The organism is Burkholderia sp. BCC0405, from assembly GCF_902833075.1.
In the GTDB taxonomy this organism is placed as follows: Bacteria; Pseudomonadota; Gammaproteobacteria; order Burkholderiales; family Burkholderiaceae; genus Burkholderia.
This window is the reverse complement of record NZ_CADFEO010000021.1, coordinates 71,677-95,623: the sequence shown is the minus strand read 5'-3', so window position 1 is coordinate 95,623 and position 23,947 is coordinate 71,677. Positions and strand designations below refer to the sequence as shown.

Here is a 23,947-nt window from a genome sequence, read left to right as displayed (position 1 = left end):
CCGGGCGCATTGACTCGATCCGTGGCGGCGCGGTTGACTGCAGGTTCCGTGCAGTAGCGCTTTCCTCGCCCTTCGATGCGCTGACGCGGCGCATGCTCCGCGCGGCACACGCGTCATCCCGAACACCCCGTTCCATGCGCGTGGATGCGCTTGCCCGGCACACAAGCCGTCTCGCCGCGCGACAGCCGCTGCCTGCCGCGGCCGGCGTCGTGCCGATCGACGCCTGAGCGCGGCAACCACGCGCGCTCGATCCGCTGCGAAAAGCGTCCTGCTTGCCTCGTCCCGAACAATTCATTAAATCAACGTAACAATATTGGACTTAAGGTGACAGTTTTCTATTTTTTTGGAACTTGAACTAGTCATTTTGTTTCGTCATTAAGAACTTGTCTCATTTCCAGATGGCGGCTATGTCCATAGACTTGCAGCGGTGGGATCTATTTCTCACGAATCGAATTTCCATCGATTATTTATTCAATGCGATTCGATCTAAGAAGCTCATTCTTTAATAGGAATTACTCGATGAAACTCAGCAAACTCGTTCTGGCAATGGGCGTCACCACGGCGCTGTTCGGTATGGCGCATACGGCGCAGGCCGATACGGTGTCGAAGAAGATCACGCTGACCGCCCAGATCAACGACGGCATGTTCGTGTCGAAGCCGGACGGCTCGACCTGGTACGGCACGGAAGCACTGCAGGCCACCGACCACACGCAAGCCAAGTTCGAGAAGACGCTGCCGGTTCGCGTCTGGACGAAGAACGCCGACTTCAATGTGTCGCTCGCGCAGCCGCTGAAGCTGTCGAGCGGCGCGTACGAAATGAAGAACGCGAAGGTGACGCTGTCCGGCAACGGCGGCGATGCCGAAGTGAAGTTTGGCGCGGTCCAGAAGATCACGCAGGTGACGGCCGGCAACGGCGGCTACGACGAAATCCACAACCTGAAGATCAACGTCGACGCGCCGATCCAGGTTGGCACGAACAGCACGAACGGCAGCTACAGCGGCGATCTCGTGATGGTGTTCGAGCCGGTCGCGGCAGCAGCGCCGTAACCGTCCCGGACGGAGCCCCGATTCGATCGGGGCTCTCCCTGAAGAACTCCGATGCCAGCCCGTCCCAACCCTCCCTAGAAGAAATCAGCGTGGTCGCCTATCAAGCTCCTTTCCGTTTCAACAAGCTGTGGTTGGGTACATTTCTTTTTGTTTCGTCGTACTCATTCGCAGAACTAAAGGTCACGTATGGTGTACCTAAAGGATTCAGTGCGGCCGAACTGGACGATAGCGCGAACTATGTTGCGACCTTCAACGGGCGGACGCTGCCGGGATTCATCAGTTATTCGTCAAAGGACGCGTCGCTTGAATTCGACGCGGCCAAGTATGCGGCAAACGGTATCTCGCCCGAGAACGTCGACACGATCCGGGACGTGATCTCGCAGCTCGACTACAAGCGCTGCAGCAAGGGCTGCGACGAATCGATAGCCGGGTACCACGTTACCGTCGACAAGCTGAAGCGGTCGATCTCGATCCGCGATTCGCGCGAGGACTATATCGCGCCGGAAACGGGTTTCGGGCTGGTCAACAACCAGGCGCTCGACTTGCGGGCGGCGTCCGACGGTTACCGCGCGGTCAACGTGAACGGCAACACGTATGTCGGGCTTCCGTTCCAGAGCTTCGGCTACATGAGCTGGTACGCGAACCGTACTGAAACCCGCCATTCCAGCGCCAGCCAGCAGGGGTTGTCTTCGTACTACCTGCAGAAGAATTTCGCCCAAACGTACGTGCGGGCGGGCAAGCAGAACAATATCGATTATGCGGCCGGCACGGTCAACACGCTGCTGTCGCCGAGCTTCGACCAGTTCGTGACGGTTGGCAGCCAGACCCACCTGCAGGTCGACAGCAAGGCCGGTTCGCTGATTCTCTACGCGTCGGCCGAAGGCAACTACGAGTTCTACCGGAACGGCCGACAGATCCTGAAACGGCCGGCCGTGCTCGGCCGCAACGAGATCAGCTTCGCCGATCTGCCGGGCGGTTACTACTCGGTCGAGGTCCGCCTCGTCGACCGCAACGGTAACGTGGTCAACCGCGAAACCCGCGAGGTCAACAACCTCAATTTCGGCGCGAACAGCGGCAACGCATGGCACGTGACGGCCGGCAAGGAAATGGGCACCGGCGGCTATCTGCTCGAAGCCGCGGTCAGCCGGAACTTCAAGCAGTTCTATCTCAACGGGGCGATGCTCGCCGGAAAGGGCGGAAAATGGGCGGCTGAAGTCAACATCACGCGGCCGATGCACCTGGGCGGCGTTGACATCGCACCCACACTCGGTCTGTTGAGCGGAGAGCGCAGCACGGGCGGCTACGTCAACCTGTCGATGGCGAGCGAGGCGCTCGGCAGCCTGATGGTCAGCCGCTACCAGAATACCGCCGTGTCGCGCTTCTACATCGGTCAGCCGAGCACGGCGGTGTCGTATAGCCGCGCGTTCCGCGGCGTGACGTTCGGCTACAACTACCAGCGCTCGACGTTCAGCGAATCGCAGCAGGCCGAGGCGCGCTGGAACTACCGGCCGAACGGCCTGTGGGGCACGTTCGCGCTCGGCGTGCAGAAGGGCGGCTATCAGGGCCGCGGCGGCTACGGCGTGTATTTCAACATGACGATGATGCTGGACAAGGCGCAGGCGAGCTTCAGCGCCGCGCATTCCGGCGGCCAGACGCAGATCAGCGGCGACGTCCGCAAGGATTTCCAGGACGGCTTCGGCACGACAACCGTCGGGCTGTCGGCGAACCGGATCGGCACCCATTACGGCGTGAACGTTTACGGCACGCGCTCCGGCACGCGCGGTGACGCATCGCTGAACCTCGGCCAGAGCAGCGGCGGCGGCAACGTCGATTTCAACTACCGCGGCACGGTCGCGGCCAGCAAGGACGGCGTGGCGTTCGGCCGTTACAGCTCGAGCGGCAGCGCGATGCTGTTGAAAACGCCGGACCTCCAGGGCATGAAGTACGGGTTCAACGTCGAGGGCAGCCCGGTGGCCGGCAACAGCACGTATGCGGTGCCGCTCAATGCATATCGCGACGTGCCGTTCGCACGCGTGATGAGCAACAGTGAGCAGTTCGACATGAACGTCGAGGTGCCGGCGAACATCGTCCGCGCTCACCCGGGCCAGGTCTACGCGGCATTGGCGAAGGTCGACATCAACATGGTGTACAGCGGCTTCCTGAAGGATACGAACGGCAAACCGGTGAGCGGCAAGGTGATCGAAACCGGCGACACGGTGCATCCGAACGGGCTGTTCTCGATCGTCAGCAAAACCTTGTTGTCGCAGATTGCGGTCGATCAAAACGGGCATCGCTATACATGCAGCTTGAAGGACGCCAGCGGAAACGACTTCCGTTGCCAATGACGGCGCATTCAACCATTGACAGGAATTGACGATATGAAACTGAACTTGCGAACCGCACTTCCGCTAGCGTGTGCTCTGCTGTTTGCCGCCGCTCAACCGGCGCATGCCGAAGGTGAGCTGATGGTGATGCCGGCCACGACCAAGGTATTCAACAACCACGACCAGACCGTTACGGTGAAGAACATGGGCGACGCGCCGCTCTACTTGTCGATCTCGGCGCAGAAAGTGATGAATCCGGGCAAGACGCCTGAAGAGAAACAGAACCTCGGCGAGCTGCGGCATCCGGGCATGCTCGCGAGCCCGGACAAGCTGACGCTCGGCCCGAACCAGTCGCGCTTGATCACGCTCAGGTCGCTCGCGGAGCCCGAGAGCGAAGAACTGTACCGGCTGTATATCGTGCCGGTCAGGTCGCTGAAGGTGGACGATGCGCCGCAGGACAAGATCACTGCGCCGATGTCGGTATCCGTCGGCTATGGCGTGCTGGTGCGGCACATGCCCCCACCCGGCAAGCAGCGCGTGAGCTGGGCGCACCGTTGCGAGAGCGGCGGGCTGACGCTTGAGAATACAGGCAACGTGCGCCAGGTCTTCACCGATGTGACGTATGACGGCGCGCCGTCCGCACAGACGATCGCCGTATTTCCGGGCACGCCTCAGCACTTCGCGACGAAGCGAATGACGTTGCGTGTCGACGACAAGCCGAAAACGCTGGCGTGCCCGTGATGATGCGCGCATCGCGCGTCGCAATCGGGATGTTGGCCGCACTGGCATGCACCTGCAGCATGGCCGCCGGCGCGCTGAAGCTGTCGCGCATGGAGCTGACGTTCGAGCCGGAAAAGCCGGCGCCCGAACTGTACGTCGAAAACGCCGGCGATACGCCGCTTTACCTGGACATCGAGCAGTACCTGCTGACCAATCCGGGCGAATCCCCCGAGCATCGGGTGCCGGTAGCCGACGTGCCGCGGCCCACGTTGCTGGTAGGGCCCGGGCGCCTGACGCTGGCGCCGGGACAGAAATACCGAATCGGGCTGAAGCAACTGGCTGTGCCTTCGAAAACGCAGATATGGCGAGTCACGTTCCGGCCGAACGAGCGGATTGCTGTCGATGCCGGGCAGACCGAAGGTGCGCCGGCTCCGCTGTTCGTCAATGTCGGGTATGGCGTGGTGATCTACCAGCGTGCCGCGCCGGCGCAGTGATACGCGCCTGTCGAAGCGATGCGCGTGGGTGCCATCGAGAGGCGAATGGCCGAATGCAATCGTGCGTGCGATGCCGCGTGGATGACGCTGAATCATTACATCGTCGAGCCTGCAACGCAGGCCGCAGGGGGCATTTTCGGCGAGACCGGCTTGATGTATTGACCTAATCGGGATGAAAAAATCGATGAAAAAATTCGGAATGATTCGACGATGGCGGGATTGCGTATTAGGCGCATGTCTGATGGCGATTTCGTTCAGTGTATTTGCCCAGTTCGCTACCCAGTTCTCTATTCAGTACGCTAGTGTAGTTAACAGCTACGGCGGCTGCCTGTGGAGAAACAACGGGGATGGAACCAGTACGATCCAGGTGGTCATTAATTATCGAACCATCACGGATAACCTTGGGAGACGGCCGGACGGGAGCCTCAGACCCGATCATGTCTTTAATTCGAGAGGCATCCTGGTCTACACGTATGACGCCAGAGGGAACATGCGGCCAAGCAGCGATGCGGCGAAGTATGTCGTGATGAATGGCACGAAAAACTCGAATTCCTATTTTGGCAAAGGCTACGTAATGTATTACGGGCTCAACAAGGACAATGCTGGTCTGCCGGGATGGAATAACCGAGGGGCGCACTCGGTCATAGTCGAGATACTGATCGACAATGACGTAATCAGGGATTGGCCCGGCGTTGCCATCCGAGCCGGCAACTTCACGCAGGGCGACGATGTCGGCGAGATCACCGGTGGGGCCTATGTCAGCGGCATGGGTAGCAACAGCGCATGCCGGGTGGTTGACCCGGAGGTCCCGCCGCCGAAGCCGCCACCCGCCATCATGATAGATGTGGCGGCGCCCGACTGGAATCTTGGGGAGTTGGCGCGAGGCGAAGACGAGAAGACGCTCGCCGGTGCGGCACAGCAGCTGTGCTTTACGTACACCGGCGTCGACAGCTATCGCAATTTCGTGATCAATGCGACGAGCGAGAATGGGATTTTGGGTAACCGGTATTTGCTCAGGAATACCAGCAAGCCGTCGCAGACGGTTCCGTACGACATGACGCTGGACAGCGGTAGCGCAACCTTCCGGTTGCCGAATGCGAATGCAAGCCCGGTGACGTTGAACAACGCCAATCGCACCTGCTTCGTTCCGACGTTCAGGACTTCGGTGGACATGACTGTCGATCCCGGCGACTACAACGATGTGCTGTCGTTCACGATCGTCACGAAATCATAGGAGACGAAATGCGCAAAACCATCCTGAACGGATTACTGGTGGTGCTGGCGTTTCTGCCGGCGTTCGTATCGGCGCAAATCCTGTTGGTCAACGGCAAGACGCAGAGCAAGATTACGGCCAAGGTCGTCCGCCCGAACAATCTGATTATCACGAATGATAAAGGCGGCTGGTTCGGTCAGGGCCTGACGATGCAGCAGCTCGGCGGGTGGGAAACCGCGTACGAAGTGGACGCGCGGCTGCGCGTAGTCTCGACGACGGGCAGATTTCAGGTCCGCATGGATCAGCCGCTGGATATCCGGAACCAGGCCAAACCGACGCTCGCGTTCCGCAAGCCGGCGGTCAGCATCGGCGCCGAAGGTGCCGACCCGAAGCCGCTCGTCGTCGGGCAGGTGGTCGAGTTCAACAACCCGGCGCCGCCGTCGCCCAACGTCGATTCCGAAGGCTATTACCGTCTCGCCGTTTCCGCGTACCCGCCGGAAGGCGACTTCAGGAGTACGGTCGGCACCTATACGGGCACGCTGTCGCTTGTGTTCGAGCCGGTCGTCGTGAAACAGCAGTAGCGGGGGGCGTCTCCCCGTCGCGGAGACGTTCCGGCTCCTCACCGCCCGCCGCGTCGCGGGCGGTGTACTTTGGATTTTCCGTTTCCGATTGTCGTCTGCGTCAAAGCTTGCATGCACGCATGCGAATGGCAAATCGGGCCCGTCGGCAGCACCGGCATGCCATCCCGCGGTGCCGATTCAACTGGACCCCAACATGAGATTGCGTTCATTCCTTCTTTCGATTGCGACAACGCTCGCCGGGCTGATTCCGGGCGTCGCGGTTGCGACGATCGACGTGTTTCCGAAGGAAATCTCGGTCGATTCGGGCACGGCAAGCGTGCAGATCGTCAACAACGGCGATCGCCCCGAGTACGTGACCATTTCGTTGTCGCGCCTGCTCAATCCCGGCGTGCCGCTGAAAGACGAGACACTCGAGCCGGTCGGCACCGAAGCGAATCCGGCGCTCTATGCCTTCCCGTTCAAGCTGACGCTCGCACCCGGGCAGACCAAGAACATTGCGTTGAAACCGTTGCGGGCGGTTCAGGACGAGACGGTGTACCGGCTGGACGTCAAACCCGAGATCAAAGTGATGCCGCAGGGGCAGCAGAAGGCGACCGGGAGCATCGTCGTCAATCTGGGATTCAGTGCGCTTGTCCGGCAGATGCCGGAGAGCTGGAAAGAGGCCTTGTCCGTTGCGTGCGACGCGCACGGCGCGCGGCTCTCGGCGACGGGAACCGTACGTTATGCGGTGAAGGACGCCAAGGTGGACGGGCAGGCCGTCGAACCGTTCAATGTGTACCCGGGCGTGCCGCGGCCGCTGCAAGGGCGCGTCGTCGAGATCCCGGGGCAGCCGACGTGTCGCGGTGGGGCCGCTCCGGCAGATGCGAGCGCAAGCGGAGCGGACGCCCTCTGACCGCGTTGACAGGCGAGCCCGGCATCGCCCGTAGGCGACGGGGTGAATGAATCTTCCGGATCATTTGATAACCTGACGCATTCGTTTGCCTGTCGGGCCGCCTCTCGCGCCGGATCGGGCGGGCGACGCAACGCGATGCCCGGACGGAACGGGATCGCACAGGCAGGTGAGAGCGTGAACGATATCGAAGAACTTTCGCTCCACCGGGACAGCCGCTTCTGGGAGCTGCCGCCGGTGAAATGGTGGATCCGCGGGCACGGCCGCGACGGCTATTCGTTTCGTCTGCTGCTGTGGCCGCCGGTGATCGTGTTCGTGCTCGAATTCCTCTGCATGCTGTTCGACGCGCTGTACACCAGCATCGGCATCAGCGCCGTCGCGACGCTGTTCCTCGGCTTCGCCGGTTACCACGGCGCGCAGCGCGAATGGCTGGTGCCCTCCGCGACCACGCGCGCGCTCGTGAAAGCACGCATGAAGAAGGCGGCCGAGCGGTTTTCGTCGCTCGGCGTGGGCGCGACCGTGCTCGCGATCTTCGTCGCGGCGACGTCGCTGTCGCTCATGATGTCGGGGCAGCCGGTGCTGGACAGCGTCTCGAAGGAGGCGGTGTCGATCTTCATCGCGCTGGTGTTCCTGCCGGTGTACGTGTCCGGCGCGGTGCGCAAGCTGGCGATCGCGCGGATCGAGGAGCTGGAGGCGCTGCGCAACGCGACCGTCGGCACGAAGCTGATATTCGACCGGGCCGGCGCCGTGTGCGCGGTCGTCGTGCAGGGCGCGGCCGGGAAAGGGAAAGTGTCCGTGGCCGAGTACACAGTGCTCGGGTTCAATCCGCCGCTCGAACAGGTCGGGCGCGAACCGCGTGCGTGACGGTAAAAGGCGGCGTAAAGGAGGCGCTGAGGCAGCGTCTCAAGCCGGAAAGCGCGCGTGGTCCGGCGCCGCCACGAGGTTGTCGGGCCACTGCACTTCGAACCGCGTACCGCCCGCGCCGGTCGGCAGGCAGACGGCTTCGCCGTGATGCGCATGCGCGATCGCCGCGACGACGGCAAGCCCGAGGCCGCTGCCGCCGGGCTGCGATTCGTCCATACGCCGGAAGGCCTTGAACACGTGCGGCGCGAAATCGGCCGGGATGCCGGGGCCGTCGTCCTCGACGCGCAGCCGGCACATGCCGTGTTCGATCCGCGTCTGGATCCGGATCGTGCCGGGCACCGCGTGGCGGCGCGCATTTTCCAGCAGCGCGAGCAGTGCCTGACGGATGCGCACCGGGTCGCAGCGCATGCGCCGCGTATCGAGATCGAGCACCGGATGCTGGCCGGCGGCCTGCAGCGCATGGGCGAACACGTCGACCACGGCGCGCACGTCGGCGGCGAGATCGGCGTCGCGGATCTCGATGCTCAGGTGGCCGCCATCCGCGAGGCTGACCACGCGCAGATCCTCGATCAGCCGCGTCAGCCCTTCGACTTGCGCGAGCAGGCTGCGGAACTGCGCTTCGTCGGGCTTGAACACGCCTTCGGCGAGCCCTTGCAGGCGCCCGCGCAGCACCGTGACGGGCGTGCGCAGCTCGTGCGCGATCGCGGCGTTCCAGATCGCCTGCTCGTTGGTCACGCGCTGCAGCTCGTCGGCGAGCGCGTTGAAGTTGTCGGCGAGCAGCGCGGCTTCGTGCAGCGAGCGGTCGCCCGCGACGGCGCGCGCGCCGAGATCGCCGCGCGCGACGCGGCGAATGCTGTCCGTGACCGAGTTCAACGGCACGAGGATGCGGCGCGCGAGATTGACGGCCACCGCGACCGACAGCACGAGGCCGACCGACGTGGTCGCGATCAGCCACAGCCATTCCGGCGCGGTCGGCAGCCAGTTCTTCGTGTTGAAGTGCGCGGGCCAGTAATTGAATGCGACGTAGTAGAAAGCGATGGCGGTGAGCACCATCAGCAGCGTCACGCCGAACACCATCCCGGCCATCGTCAGCGCGATCTGCCGGCTCAGACCATCGAGCTTCACGTGTTCAGCTCCAGAGCTTGTAGCCGACGCCGCGCACGCTGACGGGCACGCCCTGCACGCCGAGGTCGTCGAGCTTCTTGCGCAGCTTGCTGACGTGGCTGTCCACCGTGCGCTCCAGCGCGTCGCCTTCCGGCAGGCAGGAGGCCATCAGCTCGGCGCGGCTGAACACGCGCCGCGGCGCACGCGCGAGCTGCGCGAGCAGCTTGAACTCGGTGAGCGTCAGCACGAGCCGGTGCCGCTCGCTGCCCACTTCGAGCGTGGCTTCGTGGTGTTCGAGGTCGATCTCGAACGGCGCGACCCGCAGCACGCGCTGTTCTTCCTGGCGGGAGCCGGCCATCGAACGGCGCAGCACCGCCTGCGCGCGCGCAACGACTTCGGCGGGATTGAACGGCTTCACCACGTAGTCGTCGGCGCCGATGCGCAGGCCGGTGAGCTTGTCGATGTCCTGGTCGAGCGCGGTGAGCATGATCACCGGCGTGTCGCCGCGATGACGGATTTCGGCGAGCACCTTCCAGCCGTCGACGTGCGGCATCTGCACGTCGAGCAGCACGAGGTCGGGCTTGAGCTGCAGGTGCAGCTCCAGTGCGCGGCGGCCGTCGGCCGCGTGCACGGTGCGCAGGCCGCCGCGCGCGAGATAGGCGGTCAGGATCTCGGCGATTTCGGGTTCGTCCTCGGCGATGAGGACGAGCGCCTGGGTGTCCTGGCCGGCGCTGGAAGGGGGCGGGAGATCAGGCAGGGCCATTCGAGTGAGTCCATCGGGTTTCCATCGAGCCGCCATACTACCGTATGGGAAACGCCGTCGAACGGAGGCGGGGCGGCGGTGCGCGGTGGCGCGTGCCGGCGTGTTCACGAACGGCATGACGACGATGGCCGCGCCCGACGAGGCCGGCTCGCGTCAGCGGCCGATTGCCTTCAGCAGCGCAACGGCGGCGAGCGTGCCGATGCCGTTCGACGCGAGCGGGCTGTCGCCTGTGATCAGTTTGCGGTCCTGATGGCAGCGGCCGGTCATGCCCCCGGGGCGACGGCCGGCCATCCCGGCGTCGGGATGGGCGCTTCGGGGATGGCCGGCAGGGCGGCCGCCCTTGTTTCATACGGGACGCGGCCTGCCCGACCGGCGCGCTGCGGCATCAGATGCGATCCAGCAGCACCAGTATGACGACGATGATGACGATCAGCCCGACGGTGCTCGAGGGCCAATAGCCCCAGCTTCGGCTGTGGGGCCATGCAGGAAATGCACCGATGAGTATCAGAATCAGTATGACGATAAGGATCGTACCGAGCATCGCACCCCTCCTGGAACGGATTGGACATCGCGGTTCTCCCGCCGAATGCGACTGGAGCAATGTGTGTGCCGCGATGGCGCCCGCCGGACAACGGCAGGATCCGGAAAGGAGGTGAATTCACGAGATGAATACCCCCGGATTCAGAAAATAAAGTTTAAAAATACGCCCCTGCCCCCTATGCTGAATCCTTCTGATCCGGCGGGCATGCGATGGCTGAACTTTTTCTGGTACGGCACGGGCAGGCGTCCTTCGGCGCGGACGACTACGACCGGTTGTCCGCGGCGGGCGAGCAGCAGGGCGTCTGGCTCGGCGAATACTTCGCGCAGCAAGCGCTCACATTCGACCGCGTGATCTGCGGCACGCTGAACCGCCACGCGCAGACGGTCGACGCGATCCTGCGCGGGATGGGCCGCGAAGGCGCGCCGGTCGAGCGCCACCCGGGCCTGAACGAGTACGACTTCCACGGGCTGTTCGCCGCCGCCGCGCACGACTACCCGGACATCGCCCGCCTTGCGGCCGGCTCGATGAAAGAGCATTTCCGCGCGCTGCGGCAGGTGCTGCAGCTCTGGTCGGAAGACAAGCTCGGCGATTCGGCCCCCGAGACCTGGGCGCACTTCCAGCAGCGCGTGGCCGACGCCCGCGCGGCCATCCGCCAAGGCAGCGGCCAGCGCGTGCTGGCGGTGAGTTCCGGCGGCCCGATCGCGGTCACCGTGCAGCAGGTGCTGGCCGCCCCGCCCGCGAGCGCGATCGCGCTGAACCTGCAGATCCGCAACAGCAGTCTTTCGCAGTTTTTCTTCAACGCCGATGCGTTCCACCTCGCGTCGTTCAACGGCATCCCGCATCTGGAGGATCCCGAACGACACGCGCTGCGAACCTACGGCTGACCCACGAACGATCGCGACGATGACGAACCCTACCCAGCAACTCGACGTAGCCCGCCTCACGCGCTATCTGGAAGCGCACGTGCCGGGCTTCGAAGGCCCGGTCGACACGGAGAAGTTCGCCGGCGGCCAGTCGAATCCGACTTTCCTGCTGCACGCAAAGAGCGGCCGCTACGTGCTGCGCCGCCAGCCGCCCGGCGAACTGCTGAAGTCCGCGCATGCGGTCGACCGCGAATTCCGCGTGCTGAGCGCGCTGTCGGGCACCGCGGTGCCGGTCGCGCGTCCGTATCACCTCTGCGAAGACCGCGACGTGATCGGCAGTATGTTCTACGTGATGAGCTACGAGGACGGCCGGATCTTCTGGGATCCCGCGCTGCCGGAACTGCCGAAGGCCGATCGCGCGGCGTGCTACGACGCCTTGCTGCGGACGATGGCCGCGTTGCACGACGTCGATGTCGATGCGGTGGGCTTGGCCGACTACGGCCGCCCCGGCAACTACTTCGAGCGCCAGATCGGCGTGTGGACGAAGCAGTATCGCGCGGCCGAAACCGAGCGCCTCGACGCGATGGAAACGCTGATCGACTGGCTGCCGAAGGCGTGCCCCGCCGACACGGGCCGGCCGGCGCTGGTGCATGGCGATTTCCGGATCGACAACCTGATGTTCGCGCGCGACAGTTATCGCGTGCAGGCCGTGCTCGACTGGGAACTGTCGACGCTCGGCAACCCGCTCGCCGATCTCGCGTATTTCTGCATGTGCCTGCGGCTGCCGTCCGGCGGGCAGGTGCGCGGGCTCGCGGGCCAGGATCGCGCCGCACTCGGCGTGCCGGACGAAGCGGAGATCGTCGCGCGCTATTGCGAACTGCGCGGCATCGAGCCGATTCGCGACTGGCACTTCTATCTGGCCTTCAGTTTCTTCCGGCTCGCGTCGATCGCGCAGGGCGTGAAGGCGCGCGCGCTGCAGGGCAACGCATCGAGCGAGCAGGCGCTGCGCGTCGGCGCGATGGCCGGGCGGCTCGCCGAACTCGCCGTCGGCGTGATCGACGCGCATCGCTGAAGCCGCCGGGCACGACAACACATCAATGGAGGAGCACAGCAACATGGCAACGAACCTGTTCGACCTGACGGGCAAGATCGCACTGGTGACGGGCGCGAGCCGCGGCATCGGCGAGGAAATCGCGAAACTGCTCGCGGAGCAGGGCGCGCACGTGATCGTGTCGAGCCGCAAGCTCGACGACTGCCAGGCCGTGGCCGACGCGATCGTCGCGGCAGGCGGCCGCGCCGAGGCGCTGGCCTGCCACGTCGGGCGGCTGGAAGATATCGCCGCGACGTTCGAGCACATCCGCGGCAAGCACGGCCGACTCGACATCCTCGTGAACAACGCGGCCGCGAACCCGTATTTCGGGCACATCCTCGATACCGATCTCGCCGCGTACGAGAAGACGGTCGACGTGAACATCCGCGGCTACTTCTTCATGTCGGTCGAGGCCGGCAAGCTGATGAAGACGCACGGCGGCGGCGCGATCGTGAACACGGCGTCGGTGAATGCGCTGCAGCCGGGCGACCGGCAGGGCATCTACTCGATCACGAAGGCCGCGGTCGTCAACATGACGAAGGCGTTCGCGAAGGAATGCGGGCCGCTCGGCATCCGCGTGAACGCGCTGCTGCCGGGTCTCACGAAGACGAAGTTCGCGGGCGCGCTGTTCGCCGACAAGGAGATCTACGAGACCTGGATGGGGAAGATCCCGCTGCGCCGTCATGCGGAGCCGCGCGAAATGGCCGGCACCGTGCTGTATCTCGTGTCGGACGCGGCGAGCTACACGAACGGCGAATGCATCGTCGTCGACGGCGGCCTGACGATCTGAGCGCCCGATGAAGATCGACAGCTACGCAGGGCAAGCCGTGATGATCACCGGCGCCGCGAGCGGCTTCGGCGCGCTGCTCGCGAGCGAGCTGGCCGCGATGGGCGCGCGCGTCGCACTCGGCGACCTGAACGGCGAAGCGCTCGAACGCGTGGCCGCGCCGCTGCGCGCGGCCGGCGCCGACGTGATCGCGCAGCGCTGCGACGTGCGCGTCGAGGCGGAGGTTGCCTCGCTGGTGCACGCGGCGGCCGAGCGTTTCGGCCGGCTCGACGTCGGCATCAACAACGCGGGCATCGCACCGCCGATGAAGGCGCTGATCGACACCGACGAAGCCGATCTCGACCTGAGTTTCGCGGTGAACGCGAAGGGCGTGTTCTTCGGGATGAAGCACCAGATCCGCCAGATGCTCGCGCAGCGCGAAGGCGTGATCCTGAACGTCGCGTCGATGGCCGGGCTCGGCGGCGCGCCGAAGCTGGCGGCCTACGCGGCGTCGAAGCATGCGGTGGTCGGGCTCACGAAGACGGCGGCGATCGAATACGCGCGCCACGGCATTCGCGTGAATGCGGTGTGCCCGTTCTACAGCACGACGCCGATGGTCACCGACAGCGATATCGGCGAGCGCCAGGACTTCCTCGCGCAGGGCTCGCCGATGAAGCGGCTCGGCCGCCCCGAGGAGATCGTCGCGACGATGCTGACGCTGTGCGCGAAGGAAAACACTTATTTGACCGGGCAGGCCGTCGCCGTCGACGGCGGTGTCTCGGCCTTCTGAAGAACGAACGGAACACGGAATCCCGAGGAGTCGATCATGGACTTTGGCTACACCCCGAAAGTGGAAGAACTGCGCAGCCGCGTGCGCGCATTCATGGACGCGCACATCGTGCCGCGCATCCGCCAGTGGAACGAGGAAGTGCACGCGGGCCAGTATCCCGTGTCGTTCATGGAGGAACTGAAGGAGCGCGCGAAGGCGGAAGGGCTGTGGAACCTGTTCCTGCCGCACCTGAAGGACGACGAGCCTGGCACGGGCCTGACGAATCTCGAATACGCACCGCTCGCCGAGATCATGGGGCGGGTGAGCTGGGCGTCGGAAGTGTTCAACTGCAACGCGCCGGACACCGGCAACATGGAATTGCTGCACATGTTCGCGTCGCCGGCGCAGCGCGAACAGTGGCTGAAGCCGCTGCTGCGCGGCGAGATCCGCTCGGCGTTCGCGATGACGGAGCCCGATGTGGCGTCGTCGGATGCGACGAACATCACGACGCGCATCGAGCGCGTCGGCGACGAGTACGTGATCAACGGCCGCAAGTGGTTCATCACGAACGCCGCGCATCCGAACTGCAAGATCTTCATCGTGATGGGCAAGACCGATCCCGAGGCCGAGTCGCACCAGCAGCAGAGCATGATCCTCGTGCCGCGCGACACGCCGGGCGTGACGATCGTGCGCAACATCACGGTGGTCAATCACGTCGCGCCGGAAGGGCACTGCGAAATCACGTTCGACAACGTGCGCGTGCCGGCGAGCAACCTGCTCGGCGAGGAAGGCAGCGGCTTCGCGCTCGCGCAGGCACGCCTCGGGCCGGGCCGCATCCACCACTGCATGCGTTCGATCGGCGCGGCCGAGCTCGCGCTGGAGCTGATGGTCGACCGCGCGCAGTCGCGCGTCGCGTTCGGCAAGCCGCTGAACCGGCACGGCACGGTCGGCGAATGGATCGCGCGTTCGCGCATCGAGATCGAGCAGGCGCGCCTGCTGGTGCTGAAGGCCGCGTGGATGATCGACAAGGTCGGCGCGAAGGCCGCCCGCAAGGAAATCGCGATGATCAAGGCGCTGGTGCCGACCGTGTACACGAACGTGTGCGATCGCGCGATGCAGGTGTTCGGCGCGGCGGGGTTGAGCCCCGATACGCCGCTCGCCGACCTCTGGACCTGGGGCCGCGCGCTGCGCTTTGCCGACGGCCCGGACGAGGTGCACCTGCAGGCGATCGCGCGGATGGAAATCAAGGACGGCGAGCCCGGTTCGACGGCCCCGTACCTGACGCCGCCGCCGCGCGCCTGAGCGTCGCGCCGCGATGCGCAGGGCCGTGGACGAACGGGAGGGGCACGCCGTAAGATGCCGGCAAGGAGATCCGGCGATGCGCCTTTCGAAGATTGACCTGAACCTGTTCGTCGTATTCGATGCGATCTACACCAAGCGCAACCTGACGCGGGCGGCCGAGGTGCTGAACCTCACGCAGCCGGCCGTCAGCAACGCGCTGGCGCGGCTGCGCAAGACCCTGAACGATCCGCTGTTCGTCAGCACGCCGGCCGGGATGATGCCCACGCCGCTGGCCGAGAACATCGTCGGCCGCGTGCGCGAGGCGATGCAACTGCTCGATTCGAGCGCGCACGAAGGCGACGTGTTCGATCCGGCATCGTCGACGCGCGTGTTCCGGATGAGCATGAGCGACCTGACCGAAGCGCTGCTGCTGCCCGCGCTCGGCGAACTGCTGCAGACGCATGCGCCCGGCATGCACGTGCGCAGCTACACGATGGACCGCCGCGAAGTGGCGACCGCGCTCGCGAACGGCTCCGTCGACCTCGCGATCGACGCACCGCTGATCGGCGACCCGCACCTGCACCAGGCGCTGCTCGTGCGCGACCGCTATGCGTGCATGATCCGTGACGGTCACCCGTTCAAGGGCGACACGCTCACCATGGACGACTACCTGTCGATGGGGCACATCCACGTGTCGAGCCGCCGCAAGGGCAGCGGGCACGTCGACGCGGAACTGACGCGCCTCGGCCTGCGCCGCACCATCCAGATGCGCGTGCAGCACTACATGGTCGCGCCGCTGATCGCGATGCGCGGCGATCTCGCATTGACGGCGCCGCTGCGGCTGCTGCAGCGCTATCCGGCGCGCATTCTCGAACTGCCGTTCGAGATGCCGGCTCTCGAATACTTCTGCTACTGGCATCGCAGCGCCGATCAGGATCAGGGCAGCCGGTGGCTGCGCGAGCAACTGATGACGCTGATGGGCGGGAGCGGCGAGGCGGTGTGACGGAGGCGGTTGCGCGTCACGTGCTGCTCGAATGGATCGAGCCGCAGCCGTTGCTCGACGGCACGCGCGTGCTGTATCACACGCTCGTCGCGCTCGATCGTTCGCTCGCGGGCGCGGCGTAACGGCGGCCGGGCCGCTAGACCGCCCGCTGCCCCTCTCTCGGCCCGTGCCCGGTCCACCGCTTGAACGCGCGCCGGAAGTTGTGCGCGTCGCTGAACCCGACTTCGTGCGCGACGTCCTCGATCGACAGCCGCGGGTTGCTCAGCAGCGTGAATGCGCGCTTGCGGCGGATCGTGTCGATCACCGTTTGATACGACACGCCCTGATCGGCAAGCCGTCGCCGGAGGGTGCGCTCGCTCATGCACAGCTGCGCGGCGATCTCGGCGAGCGACGGCGCATGGCGCAGGTCGCGCCGCATGATCCGTTCGATCGATTCGAGAAATTCGGTACCTTCGGGTTCGGGCGGCAGCGCGTCCTGCAGGAATTCGAGCGCCTGGCGATGCGCGAGCGGATCGTGGGTCGCGATCGGGCGGTTGCCGAGTGCGGCGTCGCACGAGAACAGGTTCTGCTCCTGTTCGAACCGCACGGGGCACGGGAACACGTGCGCGTATTGCTCCGCATAGGCCGGCGGCGGGTAGCTGAGATCGACGACCTTCGGCTGGAACGCGGGGCCGACGAGCGAGCGCCCGATCTTCATGAAGCTGCCGAACGCCTCCTCGACGAGGAACGCCTCGATGTCCGGTTCGAGGAAGACGTTGGTCGCGCGGACCGACAGCGTGCGCGCATCCGCGACGACCTCGAAGCGCATCAGCGGCCCCGTGTGGCGCTGCAGCTCGATGCCGACCACGATCGCGTCCTTCAGCGTCGGGCTCGTCAGCATCGCATAGCCGACCAGGCCGATCGACGCGATCGTCTCGCTCGTGCCGAGTTCGAGACCGAGCGCCCGCCCCGGCGCCATGTCGAGCGCGCGGCGGATCATCGTGCTCGCCTGGCGCAAGGAAATCCGGCACGACGGATTCGACAGGTCCGCGACGTCGAAGCCGAGCCCGAGGCACAGCCGCGTGGGGTCGATGCCCAGCTCCTTGCTTGTCTCCGCGAGGCACCGCAACAGATGGACCGGCAGATTCGCCGTCGTATAACGGTCGGGTTCGTCCATGGATGCTCCGTATTTTTTTCCATGGATTGTACGCGTCCCGCCCGGCCGGAGGCCTGGCGCCGCCCCGGCCGCGATTGCCCACATCCCGTGCGGCCCCGCTTCAGAAGTAGTGCCGCAGGCCGACCGTCGCGCCGAGCTGCGTGGTGCTCGTGCTCGGTGCCTGCCCGTTGATGCCGACGAGCTGCGCGCCGATCAGCCCGCCGCGGTAGATCGCGTAGTCGACTTCCGCATAGAGCATGCTGCGCTTCGACAGGCTGTAGCCGGCGATCGCCTGGAACTGGCGCGCGCGGCCGTCGAAGTCCGGCGTGTAGCCCGACTGCGTGGTCCACCATGCGTTGACGGCGGCCGTGAACGCCGACGTGAACCGGTAGGTCAGCCCCGCGAGCGCCATCTTGCGGCGGCGGAACCCGCCGGGCGCCGACGGATCGACCACCTGCGCGGGCGAGATGATGCCGAGCGCCGCGAGATCGGTGGGGCCGAACGGGCCGTTCTCGAACGACGTGAAGTCGTTGTCGCGCGCGTTCTCGATATAGCCGGCGTTGACGGTCGCGTTGCCCAGGGTCACCGAGCCGCCGCCGCCGTAGACGTCGAACTTGCCGTGCGTGACGTCGTCCCAACTGCGCATGAACGATGCGCCGACCGTGAACGGGCCCTTGTCCGGCGCATACGCGATCGCCGCGCCGGTTTGGGCGCCGAGCACGCCGCCGCCCGCATGGCCGCCGGGCGAGTACTGCGCGAGCAGGTACAGGCTGCCGAGCTGCGCGCCGTACTGGATCATGTTGCTGGTGCGCGCGGCCGCGAGCATCGTCTGCTCGGGCTTGAACAGGTTGAAGTACGGATCCTGCGGGCCGGCCCACAGGTTCGAGCCGTAGATCAGCGATACCATCTCGAACGGCACGTTGTACTGGCGGCCGAGCGTGAGCTGGCCGAGCGACGTCGACGTCAGCCCCACGTACGCGACCTGGAAGAAGTTCGGCGAGCCGGCCGGCACGATGCTGCCGCTGTTCGGGCCGAAGTGGCTCTCGACGTTGAACTGCGCGGACAGCCCGCCGCCGAGATCCTCCTGCCCCTTGAGGCCCCAGTAGCTTTCCGTCAGGCCGCCGCCGTCGGCCATCGAGATCCTGCGGCCCGTCGACACCGGCGAGCCGTCGGCGCCGTAGGACACGCCGTGCGTTTCGTAGCGGATGCCCGCATCGATCACGCCGTACAGCGTCACGTTGCCTTGCGCGTGCGCGCCGGTACCGGCCAGGACCATCATCGCGCAGCACGCGGCGCGAACGCTATCGTGACGATTCATTATTCTGGACTCCGCATCGACATGGGGAGACGGCTCGCACCGCCGGAAACGACTGTAGAAAGCCAAATTTGCGCGGGCCAAGGCCGCGGCGGCCAATCTCGTGGTGCGTCGCGGCCACCGCATGACGCAGTGCGCTCAGGGCGATGCGCTCGCCACCGCACCGGGCGCCGCGCGGCGCAGCGCAAGCCGCACGAACGGGGCGGCGGCCAGCACGGCCACGCACAGCACGTGGGCGACGCGCGTGCCGCCGAAGCGGCCGAGCAGCGCGCCCGACAGCGCGGTGCCGATGCCGGCCGCGAAGAACGTGACGACGAGCGTGCGCGCGACCAGCGAGCCGTCCGGGTCGACGTCGGACAGCATCCCCGTGAGGAACGGCACGATCACGAAGAACGCGCTGTTCAGCACGAACTGGCTCAGGAAGTACGCGCTGCCGCCGCGTGCCCTGAAGAACCATTCGATCGACGCGATCATCGCGAGCTGCGCGGCCCAGATCAGCGCGAGCCGGTGCGAGTGGCTGGCCGGATGCGACGGAATCGCCGCGCCGACGAAGCCGAGCAGCGACGATACCGACAGCAGCACGCCGATCGTCGTGGGCGACAGCCCGGCGCGCTCGCCGACGAAGCCGGCGATCGCCCATTGCGACGCCTGCACGCCGTAGACGAGCGCGGTCACGACCCAGATCGCGATCACCGGCCGCCACGGCAGCGTGCCGGCGCGCACGTGGGTTTGCGCGGGCGCGCTCGCGAATGCGTCGATGCCGCGGATCGCGGGCGCCAGCATGGCGACGGCGGCCGCCAGCAGCGTGAACACCCAGTGCCCGAGCCAGCCGGCCAGCAACGCGGAGATCAGCACGAGGATGCCGCCGTTGATGATGCCCGCGAGCAGGTTGATCTGCCCCCACAGGCGGTCGGTCGACGCGCGCTGCGACACGCCGGACGCGACGACGACGAACAGCATCCCTTCGAACAGCCCCGTCATCCCGCGCGCGACTGCCGCGGACACGATCTCGGGCGCGACCGCACTGAGCGCTTGCCCGGCGATCGTGCCGACCAGGCCGGCCAGCGTGAACGGCCGTGCGGCGCGCGCGATCCGGTGCGACAGCAGTGCGCAACTGATCGCGATGCCGAGGATCTCGGCGCTGACGAGCGCGGTCGCGGTGCCTTCGTCGAGCCTGAAGCGCGTCATCACGGCTGCGACGAGGAACGGCGACAGGATCAGGCCGTTGGTGGCCGCCGCGAACGCGAGCGCAAGGCGGACGACGGCGCTGGCCGACGGATCGGGACGCGCCTGCGCGGCCGCGTGCAGCGTGGTTGTGCTCATGAAGCCTCCCGGTTGGATCGCGGCCGATCGTGTGCGACGCCGGCCGTTTCGTGCATCGAGTGTGCCGCTCGGCGGGCCGGTGTGGCGCGAGCGGCTGCGGTCGCGCTTGCGCTTCGCGGCAGCCCGAACAGCGTGCGCAGGTACGGCGTCAGGAAGCGGCCGTGCGGGTCCATCCGTTCGCGCAATGCGAGGAAATCGTCCCAGTGCGGATAGCACGCCGCCAGCTCGGCGGCCTTCATCGCATGCACCTTGCCCCAGTGCGGCCGCCCGCCTTGATTGCGGCAGATCGCCTGCACGCCCGAGAAGTACGCGTCGAACGGCATCCCGCGATACTGGTGCACCGAGATGCGCACGCTGTCGCGCCCGTAGTCGGGGCTCAGCCAGATGTCGTCACCGCGCACCCAGCGGTATTCGATCGGGAACATCAGCGGGAAGCTGCGGCGCGCGATGAACGCGCGGATTTCGCGCAAGGCGTCGGCGCCGCGCTCGGCCGGCACCGACCATTCCATTTCGTTGAAGCGCACGCGGCGCACCGTCGACAGCATCGCGTAGCTCGCATCCACGTGCCGGCCGGCCGACACGGTCGATGCGCACAGCCGGCTCAGCGCCGGGCATAGCGACGGCACGCGTTTGCCGAGCCCGCACAGCGCGCCGAACACCGTGTTCTCGAGGAACGATTCGGATGCGCGGCGCGTCCAGTGCACCGAGTCGGCCGGCTCGTCGGTGATATCCCATGCCTTGGTCAGCACGGTGTCCGTATGCGGGAACCAGTAGAACTCGAACGAGCGATGCTTCGCGATCAGCGCGTCCGCTTGCGCGAGGCAGTCGTCGAGCCGCATGCCGCCGCGCTCGAGGCGCAGCTTGAACGCGGGCACGAGGCGCAGGCCGATCTCGGTCAGCACGCCGAGCGCGCCGAGCCCGATCCGGCCGCCGGCGAACAGGTCGGGATGCGTGTCGGCGCTCGCGCGGATCTCGCTGCCGTCCGCGCACATGAAGGTCAGGCTGTCGATCTGCGTCGACAGGTTGCCGAGCGTGATGCCGGTGCCGTGCGTGCCGGTGCTGGTCGCGCCGGCGATCGACTGCACGTTGATGTCGCCGAGGTTCTCCATCGCGAGGCCGTGCGCGGCGAGCGCCGGGCCCAGCGCCCGCAGCCGCGTGCCGGCATGCACGCGCGCGACGCGCCGGTCGCGGTCGACGTCGATCACGCCCTGCATCGCGTCGAGCGACAGGATCACGTCGTCGGTCTGCACGAGCGGCGAGAACGAATGACCGGCGCCGGCCGCGCGCACGGTGGCGCCGGCGGCCGCCGCGTCGCGCAGCAGCGCCGCGAGCCCGGCGCGCGACGCCGGCGTCGACACGGTTGCATCAGGACTGCAGACATATCCCGACCAGTTGCGCCACATGGCATTGTCTCCGTGGTTGTCGCTTGAATGGGGTGAACGGGTTGACCGGTTGGAACGACGGGCAGCGCGGCCCGCTAGAAAAAGCTCTTGCCTTCGCCGCGATAGGTGGGCGCCTCGCCGACCACGCGGCCGCCGCGGATCAGCAGCAGCGTGTTGAAGCGCTCGCACAGTTCGCCGGCCTTCGCGTGGCGGAACAGGATCGGGTCGCCGATCGCCGGTGCGACGTCGCGCGGCACGCGCACGGGCGTCTGCACCTCGCCCGCGCCTTCATTGTCGATCAGCGTGCAGCCGGCCGGCAGCCACGGCCGCGGCAGGCGGCTCTTGCCGGCCGGGCCCGATGCGATATAGCCGCCGCCCGAACAGGTCACGATGCCCGGCCGCGGAATCCGCACGACCGGCAGCGCGAAGCCGGCGGCCGGCTGCGCATGAAACGCCGCGTAGTGATCGAACAGCGCCGGCGCGTAGAGGCCGGAGCCGGCCGCGAGCTCGGTGACCGATGCGTCGCCGAGCGTGCTTTCGAAGCTGCCGGTGCCGCCGCCGTTCACGAAGCGCAATCGGCGGCCCGCCGCCGCGAGCGCCTGCACGGCCGCCTGGCGGCGCGCGTTGATCTCGCGCGCCGAGCGGCGCTTCAGGTGGCGCACCAGCGCGTTGCGCGCGCCGTTGCCCGGCGCCGTGTCGGCCAGGCCGGCGATCTGTCCTTCGTAGCCCATCAGCCCGTCGAGCCGCACGTGCCGCCGCTCGCCGATGCGGTTCGCGAGCGCGAGTACGCCGGCCACGTCGCGCACCGGCGAGCGGTACATGCCGAAGTACAGGCCCGGATACGCGGACGACATGTCGAGATCGATCGCGAGCGGGATCGTCACGCGCTCCTCTTCTGCGATGCGGTCGATCGCATCGACCTGGGCATCGGCGTCGACCATCAGCGTGATCGAGCGGCCGCGCCTGAGCTGTGTGGCCACCGCGCGCAGGTCGTCGGGCTCGACGGTCGGATACGCGACGACGATGTCATCGAAGCCGCCGTCCGCGAGCCACGCGGCTTCCGCGGCCGAGTAGCACAGCAGCCCCTGCATGAACGGGCCGGCGGCAAGCACCGCGCCGATCAGTTCGCGCGAGCGCACCGATTTCGTCGCGAGCCGGATCGGCAGGCCGCGCGCGCGGCGCTTCAGGTCGGCGAGGTTCGCGTCGAGGCAGTCGAGGTCGACGAATGCGGCAGGCAGCCGGCGGCCCGCGAGCGCGTCGCGATAGGTCGGATAGTCGTGGACGGCGGCGGGCGCGCGATGCGGAAGGTCTGCACGGCTCATGGAACGGGCTCGGCTGGGTGGGGTGTGTGTCGCGCCGACCGTTCGGCGCGTGTCGGAAACCAGCATAGGGCGCGCCAAAATCGCGACCAAGCGCTCAGCGGGTCGTTCGACGGGTCTTTTCCGGCCATTCGTATCGGCCGCGCCGACGCATGGGCCTCGCGCTGCGCGCGGCTGGATCGCCGCTTGCTTGGCGTCGCGACACACATCGCGCGTGTCGGCCCGAACCGCCGCCGGGCGGGCATGGCGCGCGACCTCGGGCGCCTGGCCGTGCGGCAACGAAATGCGTTTCAAACGTCTTGCCGGACGTGTCCAACGCGGGCAGGTTTAGTGCCTGCGTTCTAGCGCCGCTTTTGACTGCATGCCGGATTCGACCTAGAACCTACTCGCGGATGCACCGGCGAAGAACGGCATGACGTGACGAGGAGGCGACGTGAAGAAGAACAGGGCACTCTGGCGGCGCACGGGCGCGATCGCGGCGATCGGTGTGGCGGCCGTTGCAGTCTGGCGATATGAAGCGACGACACCGGCGCAAGCCGCGTCATCCGGCACACCGGCTGCGACGGCGAGCGTGGCGCCAGGCGTGGCCGAATCGTTCGGCACCGGCGCCGCGACGCGCGGCCCCGAGGAACGGCGGCTCGATGTCGATGCCCTGCGTCGCAGCCTGGCAGGGCGGCCCGATGCGGATGCCGAAGTGAAGCGCGTCGTCGCATTCGCACGCTTTCGCGACGAGGTCGCCGCGTACGGCGATCGCCGCAACAGCATGCCGCAAGCGGAGCGCGCCGCACTCGCGCGCCGGATTCTCGACGAACTGCCCGACCATGTCGCGCGCAACGAGATCGTGCCCGTGCAGGCCGAAGCGCTGAGCGCGGCGCTGCTGACCGATACCGAAGCCGACCCCGCGACACGCAGCGCGGCGATCCGGTCGATGCGCGCGCAATGGGACGCCTATGCGCGGCAGACGCTCGGCCCGTCGCCGGCGCAGGACCCGCGCTATCTCTCGTACGAGCAGCAGAGCCGCGACGTCGTCCGGCAGGTTCAGGCGAGCATTCCCGATCCCGACCAGCAGCAAGCCGTCATCGCGCAGCGCCTGCAGGCGTTGCGTGTCCAGCTGTTCGACGGCGCTTCACCGTCCGGCGTGCACTGAGCGCCGAATCCGCG

23 protein-coding genes and 2 pseudogenes are annotated in these 23,947 nt (G+C 66.6%); 16 read left to right on the top strand and 9 right to left on the bottom strand.

Annotated elements, in window-relative coordinates; all coding sequences use genetic code 11:
* Positions 1-519: 519 nt before the first annotated feature.
* The 8 genes from HWX36_RS28790 to HWX36_RS28755 all read left to right on the top strand — a co-directional run bounded on the left by HWX36_RS28790 (position 520) and on the right by HWX36_RS28755 (position 8,132).
* On the top strand, positions 520-1,047 hold the full coding sequence (locus HWX36_RS28790) for a CS1 type fimbrial major subunit (RefSeq protein WP_175956894.1): 528 nt from the start codon (positions 520-522) through the stop codon (positions 1,045-1,047).
* A gap of 89 nt (positions 1,048-1,136) precedes the next feature.
* The gene (locus HWX36_RS28785) at positions 1,137-3,392 is read left to right on the top strand and encodes a TcfC E-set like domain-containing protein (RefSeq protein WP_175956892.1); all 2,256 of its coding nucleotides are present in this window, start codon (positions 1,137-1,139) and stop codon (positions 3,390-3,392) included.
* Between the two features lie 33 nt (positions 3,393-3,425).
* Positions 3,426-4,112, top strand: coding sequence for a pilus assembly protein (locus tag HWX36_RS28780; RefSeq protein ID WP_175956890.1), 687 nt, complete (start codon positions 3,426-3,428; stop codon positions 4,110-4,112).
* Complete coding sequence (locus HWX36_RS28775) at positions 4,112-4,585, top strand: hypothetical protein (protein ID WP_175956887.1); 474 nt, start codon at positions 4,112-4,114, stop codon at positions 4,583-4,585. Before HWX36_RS28780 ends, HWX36_RS28775 begins: the two co-directional genes overlap by 1 nt.
* Positions 4,586-4,826: 241 nt before the next feature.
* Complete coding sequence (locus HWX36_RS28770) at positions 4,827-5,819, top strand: hypothetical protein (protein ID WP_175956884.1); 993 nt, start codon at positions 4,827-4,829, stop codon at positions 5,817-5,819.
* An 8-nt stretch (positions 5,820-5,827) separates the two neighbouring features.
* Positions 5,828-6,379 (top strand): hypothetical protein, encoded by a 552-nt coding sequence (locus HWX36_RS28765; RefSeq protein WP_175956882.1) that lies wholly within the window; start codon positions 5,828-5,830, stop codon positions 6,377-6,379.
* 169 nt (positions 6,380-6,548) lie between these two features.
* Positions 6,549-7,271, top strand: coding sequence for a hypothetical protein (locus HWX36_RS28760; protein ID WP_347879234.1), 723 nt, complete (start codon positions 6,549-6,551; stop codon positions 7,269-7,271).
* A gap of 174 nt (positions 7,272-7,445) precedes the next feature.
* Positions 7,446-8,132 (top strand): hypothetical protein, encoded by a 687-nt coding sequence (locus HWX36_RS28755; protein ID WP_175956880.1) that lies wholly within the window; start codon positions 7,446-7,448, stop codon positions 8,130-8,132.
* A gap of 39 nt (positions 8,133-8,171) precedes the next feature.
* Here the strand turns inward: HWX36_RS28755 and HWX36_RS28750 are convergent, their stop codons facing one another.
* The 4 genes and pseudogenes from HWX36_RS28750 to HWX36_RS28735 form a co-directional block, all read right to left on the bottom strand.
* A complete protein-coding gene (locus tag HWX36_RS28750) occupies positions 8,172-9,257 on the bottom strand; it encodes an ATP-binding protein (RefSeq protein ID WP_175956878.1) in 1,086 nt (361 codons plus the stop codon).
* A 4-nt stretch (positions 9,258-9,261) separates the two neighbouring features.
* Positions 9,262-9,999 carry a response regulator gene (locus tag HWX36_RS28745; protein ID WP_175956876.1) on the bottom strand — a complete coding sequence of 246 codons (738 nt, stop codon included), beginning with the start codon at positions 9,997-9,999 and terminating at the stop codon, positions 9,262-9,264.
* A gap of 153 nt (positions 10,000-10,152) precedes the next feature.
* Positions 10,153-10,266 (bottom strand): annotated as a pseudogene (locus tag HWX36_RS37860) (protein deglycase HchA); the annotation flags it as partial.
* Positions 10,267-10,384: 118 nt separating this feature from the next.
* Entirely contained in the window at positions 10,385-10,540 is a 156-nt protein-coding gene (locus HWX36_RS28735) for a DUF3309 family protein (RefSeq protein WP_175956874.1), read from the bottom strand.
* A 209-nt stretch (positions 10,541-10,749) separates the two neighbouring features.
* Between HWX36_RS28735 and HWX36_RS28730 the strand changes: the two genes are divergently transcribed.
* From HWX36_RS28730 to HWX36_RS28700, 7 genes and pseudogenes are all read left to right on the top strand, one after another.
* Complete coding sequence (locus HWX36_RS28730; RefSeq protein ID WP_175956873.1) at positions 10,750-11,424, top strand: histidine phosphatase family protein; 675 nt, start codon at positions 10,750-10,752, stop codon at positions 11,422-11,424.
* A 19-nt stretch (positions 11,425-11,443) separates the two neighbouring features.
* The gene (locus HWX36_RS28725; RefSeq protein ID WP_175956871.1) at positions 11,444-12,475 is read left to right on the top strand and encodes a phosphotransferase; all 1,032 of its coding nucleotides are present in this window, start codon (positions 11,444-11,446) and stop codon (positions 12,473-12,475) included.
* Positions 12,476-12,518: 43 nt separating this feature from the next.
* A complete protein-coding gene (locus HWX36_RS28720; RefSeq protein ID WP_175956870.1) occupies positions 12,519-13,283 on the top strand; it encodes an SDR family oxidoreductase in 765 nt (254 codons plus the stop codon).
* Positions 13,284-13,290: 7 nt separating this feature from the next.
* The gene (locus HWX36_RS28715; protein ID WP_175956868.1) at positions 13,291-14,049 is read left to right on the top strand and encodes a glucose 1-dehydrogenase; all 759 of its coding nucleotides are present in this window, start codon (positions 13,291-13,293) and stop codon (positions 14,047-14,049) included.
* A 36-nt stretch (positions 14,050-14,085) separates the two neighbouring features.
* Positions 14,086-15,330 carry an acyl-CoA dehydrogenase family protein gene (locus tag HWX36_RS28710; RefSeq protein WP_175956866.1) on the top strand — a complete coding sequence of 415 codons (1,245 nt, stop codon included), beginning with the start codon at positions 14,086-14,088 and terminating at the stop codon, positions 15,328-15,330.
* Positions 15,331-15,406: 76 nt separating this feature from the next.
* Positions 15,407-16,312 (top strand): LysR family transcriptional regulator, encoded by a 906-nt coding sequence (locus HWX36_RS28705; RefSeq protein WP_175956864.1) that lies wholly within the window; start codon positions 15,407-15,409, stop codon positions 16,310-16,312.
* Positions 16,313-16,341: 29 nt separating this feature from the next.
* Positions 16,342-16,434 (top strand): annotated as a pseudogene (locus HWX36_RS28700) (allantoate amidohydrolase); the annotation flags it as partial.
* Between the two features lie 14 nt (positions 16,435-16,448).
* Here HWX36_RS28700 and HWX36_RS28695 read toward each other — a convergent pair.
* From HWX36_RS28695 to HWX36_RS28675, 5 genes are all read right to left on the bottom strand, one after another.
* Positions 16,449-17,468 (bottom strand): AraC family transcriptional regulator, encoded by a 1,020-nt coding sequence (locus tag HWX36_RS28695; RefSeq protein ID WP_175956863.1) that lies wholly within the window; start codon positions 17,466-17,468, stop codon positions 16,449-16,451.
* A 100-nt stretch (positions 17,469-17,568) separates the two neighbouring features.
* Positions 17,569-18,765: a porin gene (locus HWX36_RS28690; protein ID WP_175956861.1), complete on the bottom strand. Its 1,197-nt coding sequence runs from the start codon at positions 18,763-18,765 to the stop codon at positions 17,569-17,571.
* Positions 18,766-18,900: 135 nt separating this feature from the next.
* Complete coding sequence (locus tag HWX36_RS28685) at positions 18,901-20,085, bottom strand: MFS transporter (RefSeq protein ID WP_175956860.1); 1,185 nt, start codon at positions 20,083-20,085, stop codon at positions 18,901-18,903.
* On the bottom strand, positions 20,082-21,488 hold the full coding sequence (locus HWX36_RS28680) for a D-arabinono-1,4-lactone oxidase (RefSeq protein WP_175956858.1): 1,407 nt from the start codon (positions 21,486-21,488) through the stop codon (positions 20,082-20,084). Before HWX36_RS28680 ends, HWX36_RS28685 begins: the two co-directional genes overlap by 4 nt.
* A 74-nt stretch (positions 21,489-21,562) precedes the next feature.
* A complete protein-coding gene (locus HWX36_RS28675) occupies positions 21,563-22,789 on the bottom strand; it encodes an amino acid deaminase/aldolase (protein ID WP_175956857.1) in 1,227 nt (408 codons plus the stop codon).
* 430 nt (positions 22,790-23,219) lie between these two features.
* On the opposite strand from HWX36_RS28675, the gene plcR reads away from it, so the two are divergent.
* Entirely contained in the window at positions 23,220-23,933 is a 714-nt protein-coding gene (gene plcR, locus HWX36_RS28670; RefSeq protein WP_175956856.1) for a phospholipase C accessory protein PlcR, read from the top strand.
* Positions 23,934-23,947 lie beyond the last annotated feature (14 nt).

Bases quoted from the DNA above. Each gene is read 5' to 3' on its own strand.
- HWX36_RS28775 (WP_175956887.1), top strand. From the start codon at position 4,112: ATGATGCGCGCATCGCGCGTCGCAATCGGGATGTTGGCCGCACTGGCA.
- HWX36_RS28780 (WP_175956890.1), top strand. From the start codon at position 3,426: ATGAAACTGAACTTGCGAACCGCACTTCCGCTAGCGTGTGCTCTGCTG.
- HWX36_RS28695 (WP_175956863.1), bottom strand. From the start codon at position 17,468: ATGGACGAACCCGACCGTTATACGACGGCGAATCTGCCGGTCCATCTG.
- HWX36_RS28675 (WP_175956857.1), bottom strand. From the start codon at position 22,789: ATGAGCCGTGCAGACCTTCCGCATCGCGCGCCCGCCGCCGTCCACGAC.
- HWX36_RS28735 (WP_175956874.1), bottom strand. From the start codon at position 10,540: ATGCTCGGTACGATCCTTATCGTCATACTGATTCTGATACTCATCGGT.
- HWX36_RS28680 (WP_175956858.1), bottom strand. From the start codon at position 21,488: ATGTGGCGCAACTGGTCGGGATATGTCTGCAGTCCTGATGCAACCGTG.
- HWX36_RS28685 (WP_175956860.1), bottom strand. From the start codon at position 20,085: ATGAGCACAACCACGCTGCACGCGGCCGCGCAGGCGCGTCCCGATCCG.
- HWX36_RS28715 (WP_175956868.1), top strand. From the start codon at position 13,291: ATGAAGATCGACAGCTACGCAGGGCAAGCCGTGATGATCACCGGCGCC.
- HWX36_RS28790 (WP_175956894.1), top strand. From the start codon at position 520: ATGAAACTCAGCAAACTCGTTCTGGCAATGGGCGTCACCACGGCGCTG.
- HWX36_RS28745 (WP_175956876.1), bottom strand. From the start codon at position 9,999: ATGGCCCTGCCTGATCTCCCGCCCCCTTCCAGCGCCGGCCAGGACACC.
- HWX36_RS28730 (WP_175956873.1), top strand. From the start codon at position 10,750: ATGGCTGAACTTTTTCTGGTACGGCACGGGCAGGCGTCCTTCGGCGCG.
- HWX36_RS28720 (WP_175956870.1), top strand. From the start codon at position 12,519: ATGGCAACGAACCTGTTCGACCTGACGGGCAAGATCGCACTGGTGACG.
- HWX36_RS28705 (WP_175956864.1), top strand. From the start codon at position 15,407: ATGCGCCTTTCGAAGATTGACCTGAACCTGTTCGTCGTATTCGATGCG.
- HWX36_RS28770 (WP_175956884.1), top strand. From the start codon at position 4,827: ATGGCGATTTCGTTCAGTGTATTTGCCCAGTTCGCTACCCAGTTCTCT.
- HWX36_RS28765 (WP_175956882.1), top strand. From the start codon at position 5,828: ATGCGCAAAACCATCCTGAACGGATTACTGGTGGTGCTGGCGTTTCTG.
- HWX36_RS28725 (WP_175956871.1), top strand. From the start codon at position 11,444: ATGACGAACCCTACCCAGCAACTCGACGTAGCCCGCCTCACGCGCTAT.
- HWX36_RS28710 (WP_175956866.1), top strand. From the start codon at position 14,086: ATGGACTTTGGCTACACCCCGAAAGTGGAAGAACTGCGCAGCCGCGTG.
- HWX36_RS28690 (WP_175956861.1), bottom strand. From the start codon at position 18,765: ATGAATCGTCACGATAGCGTTCGCGCCGCGTGCTGCGCGATGATGGTC.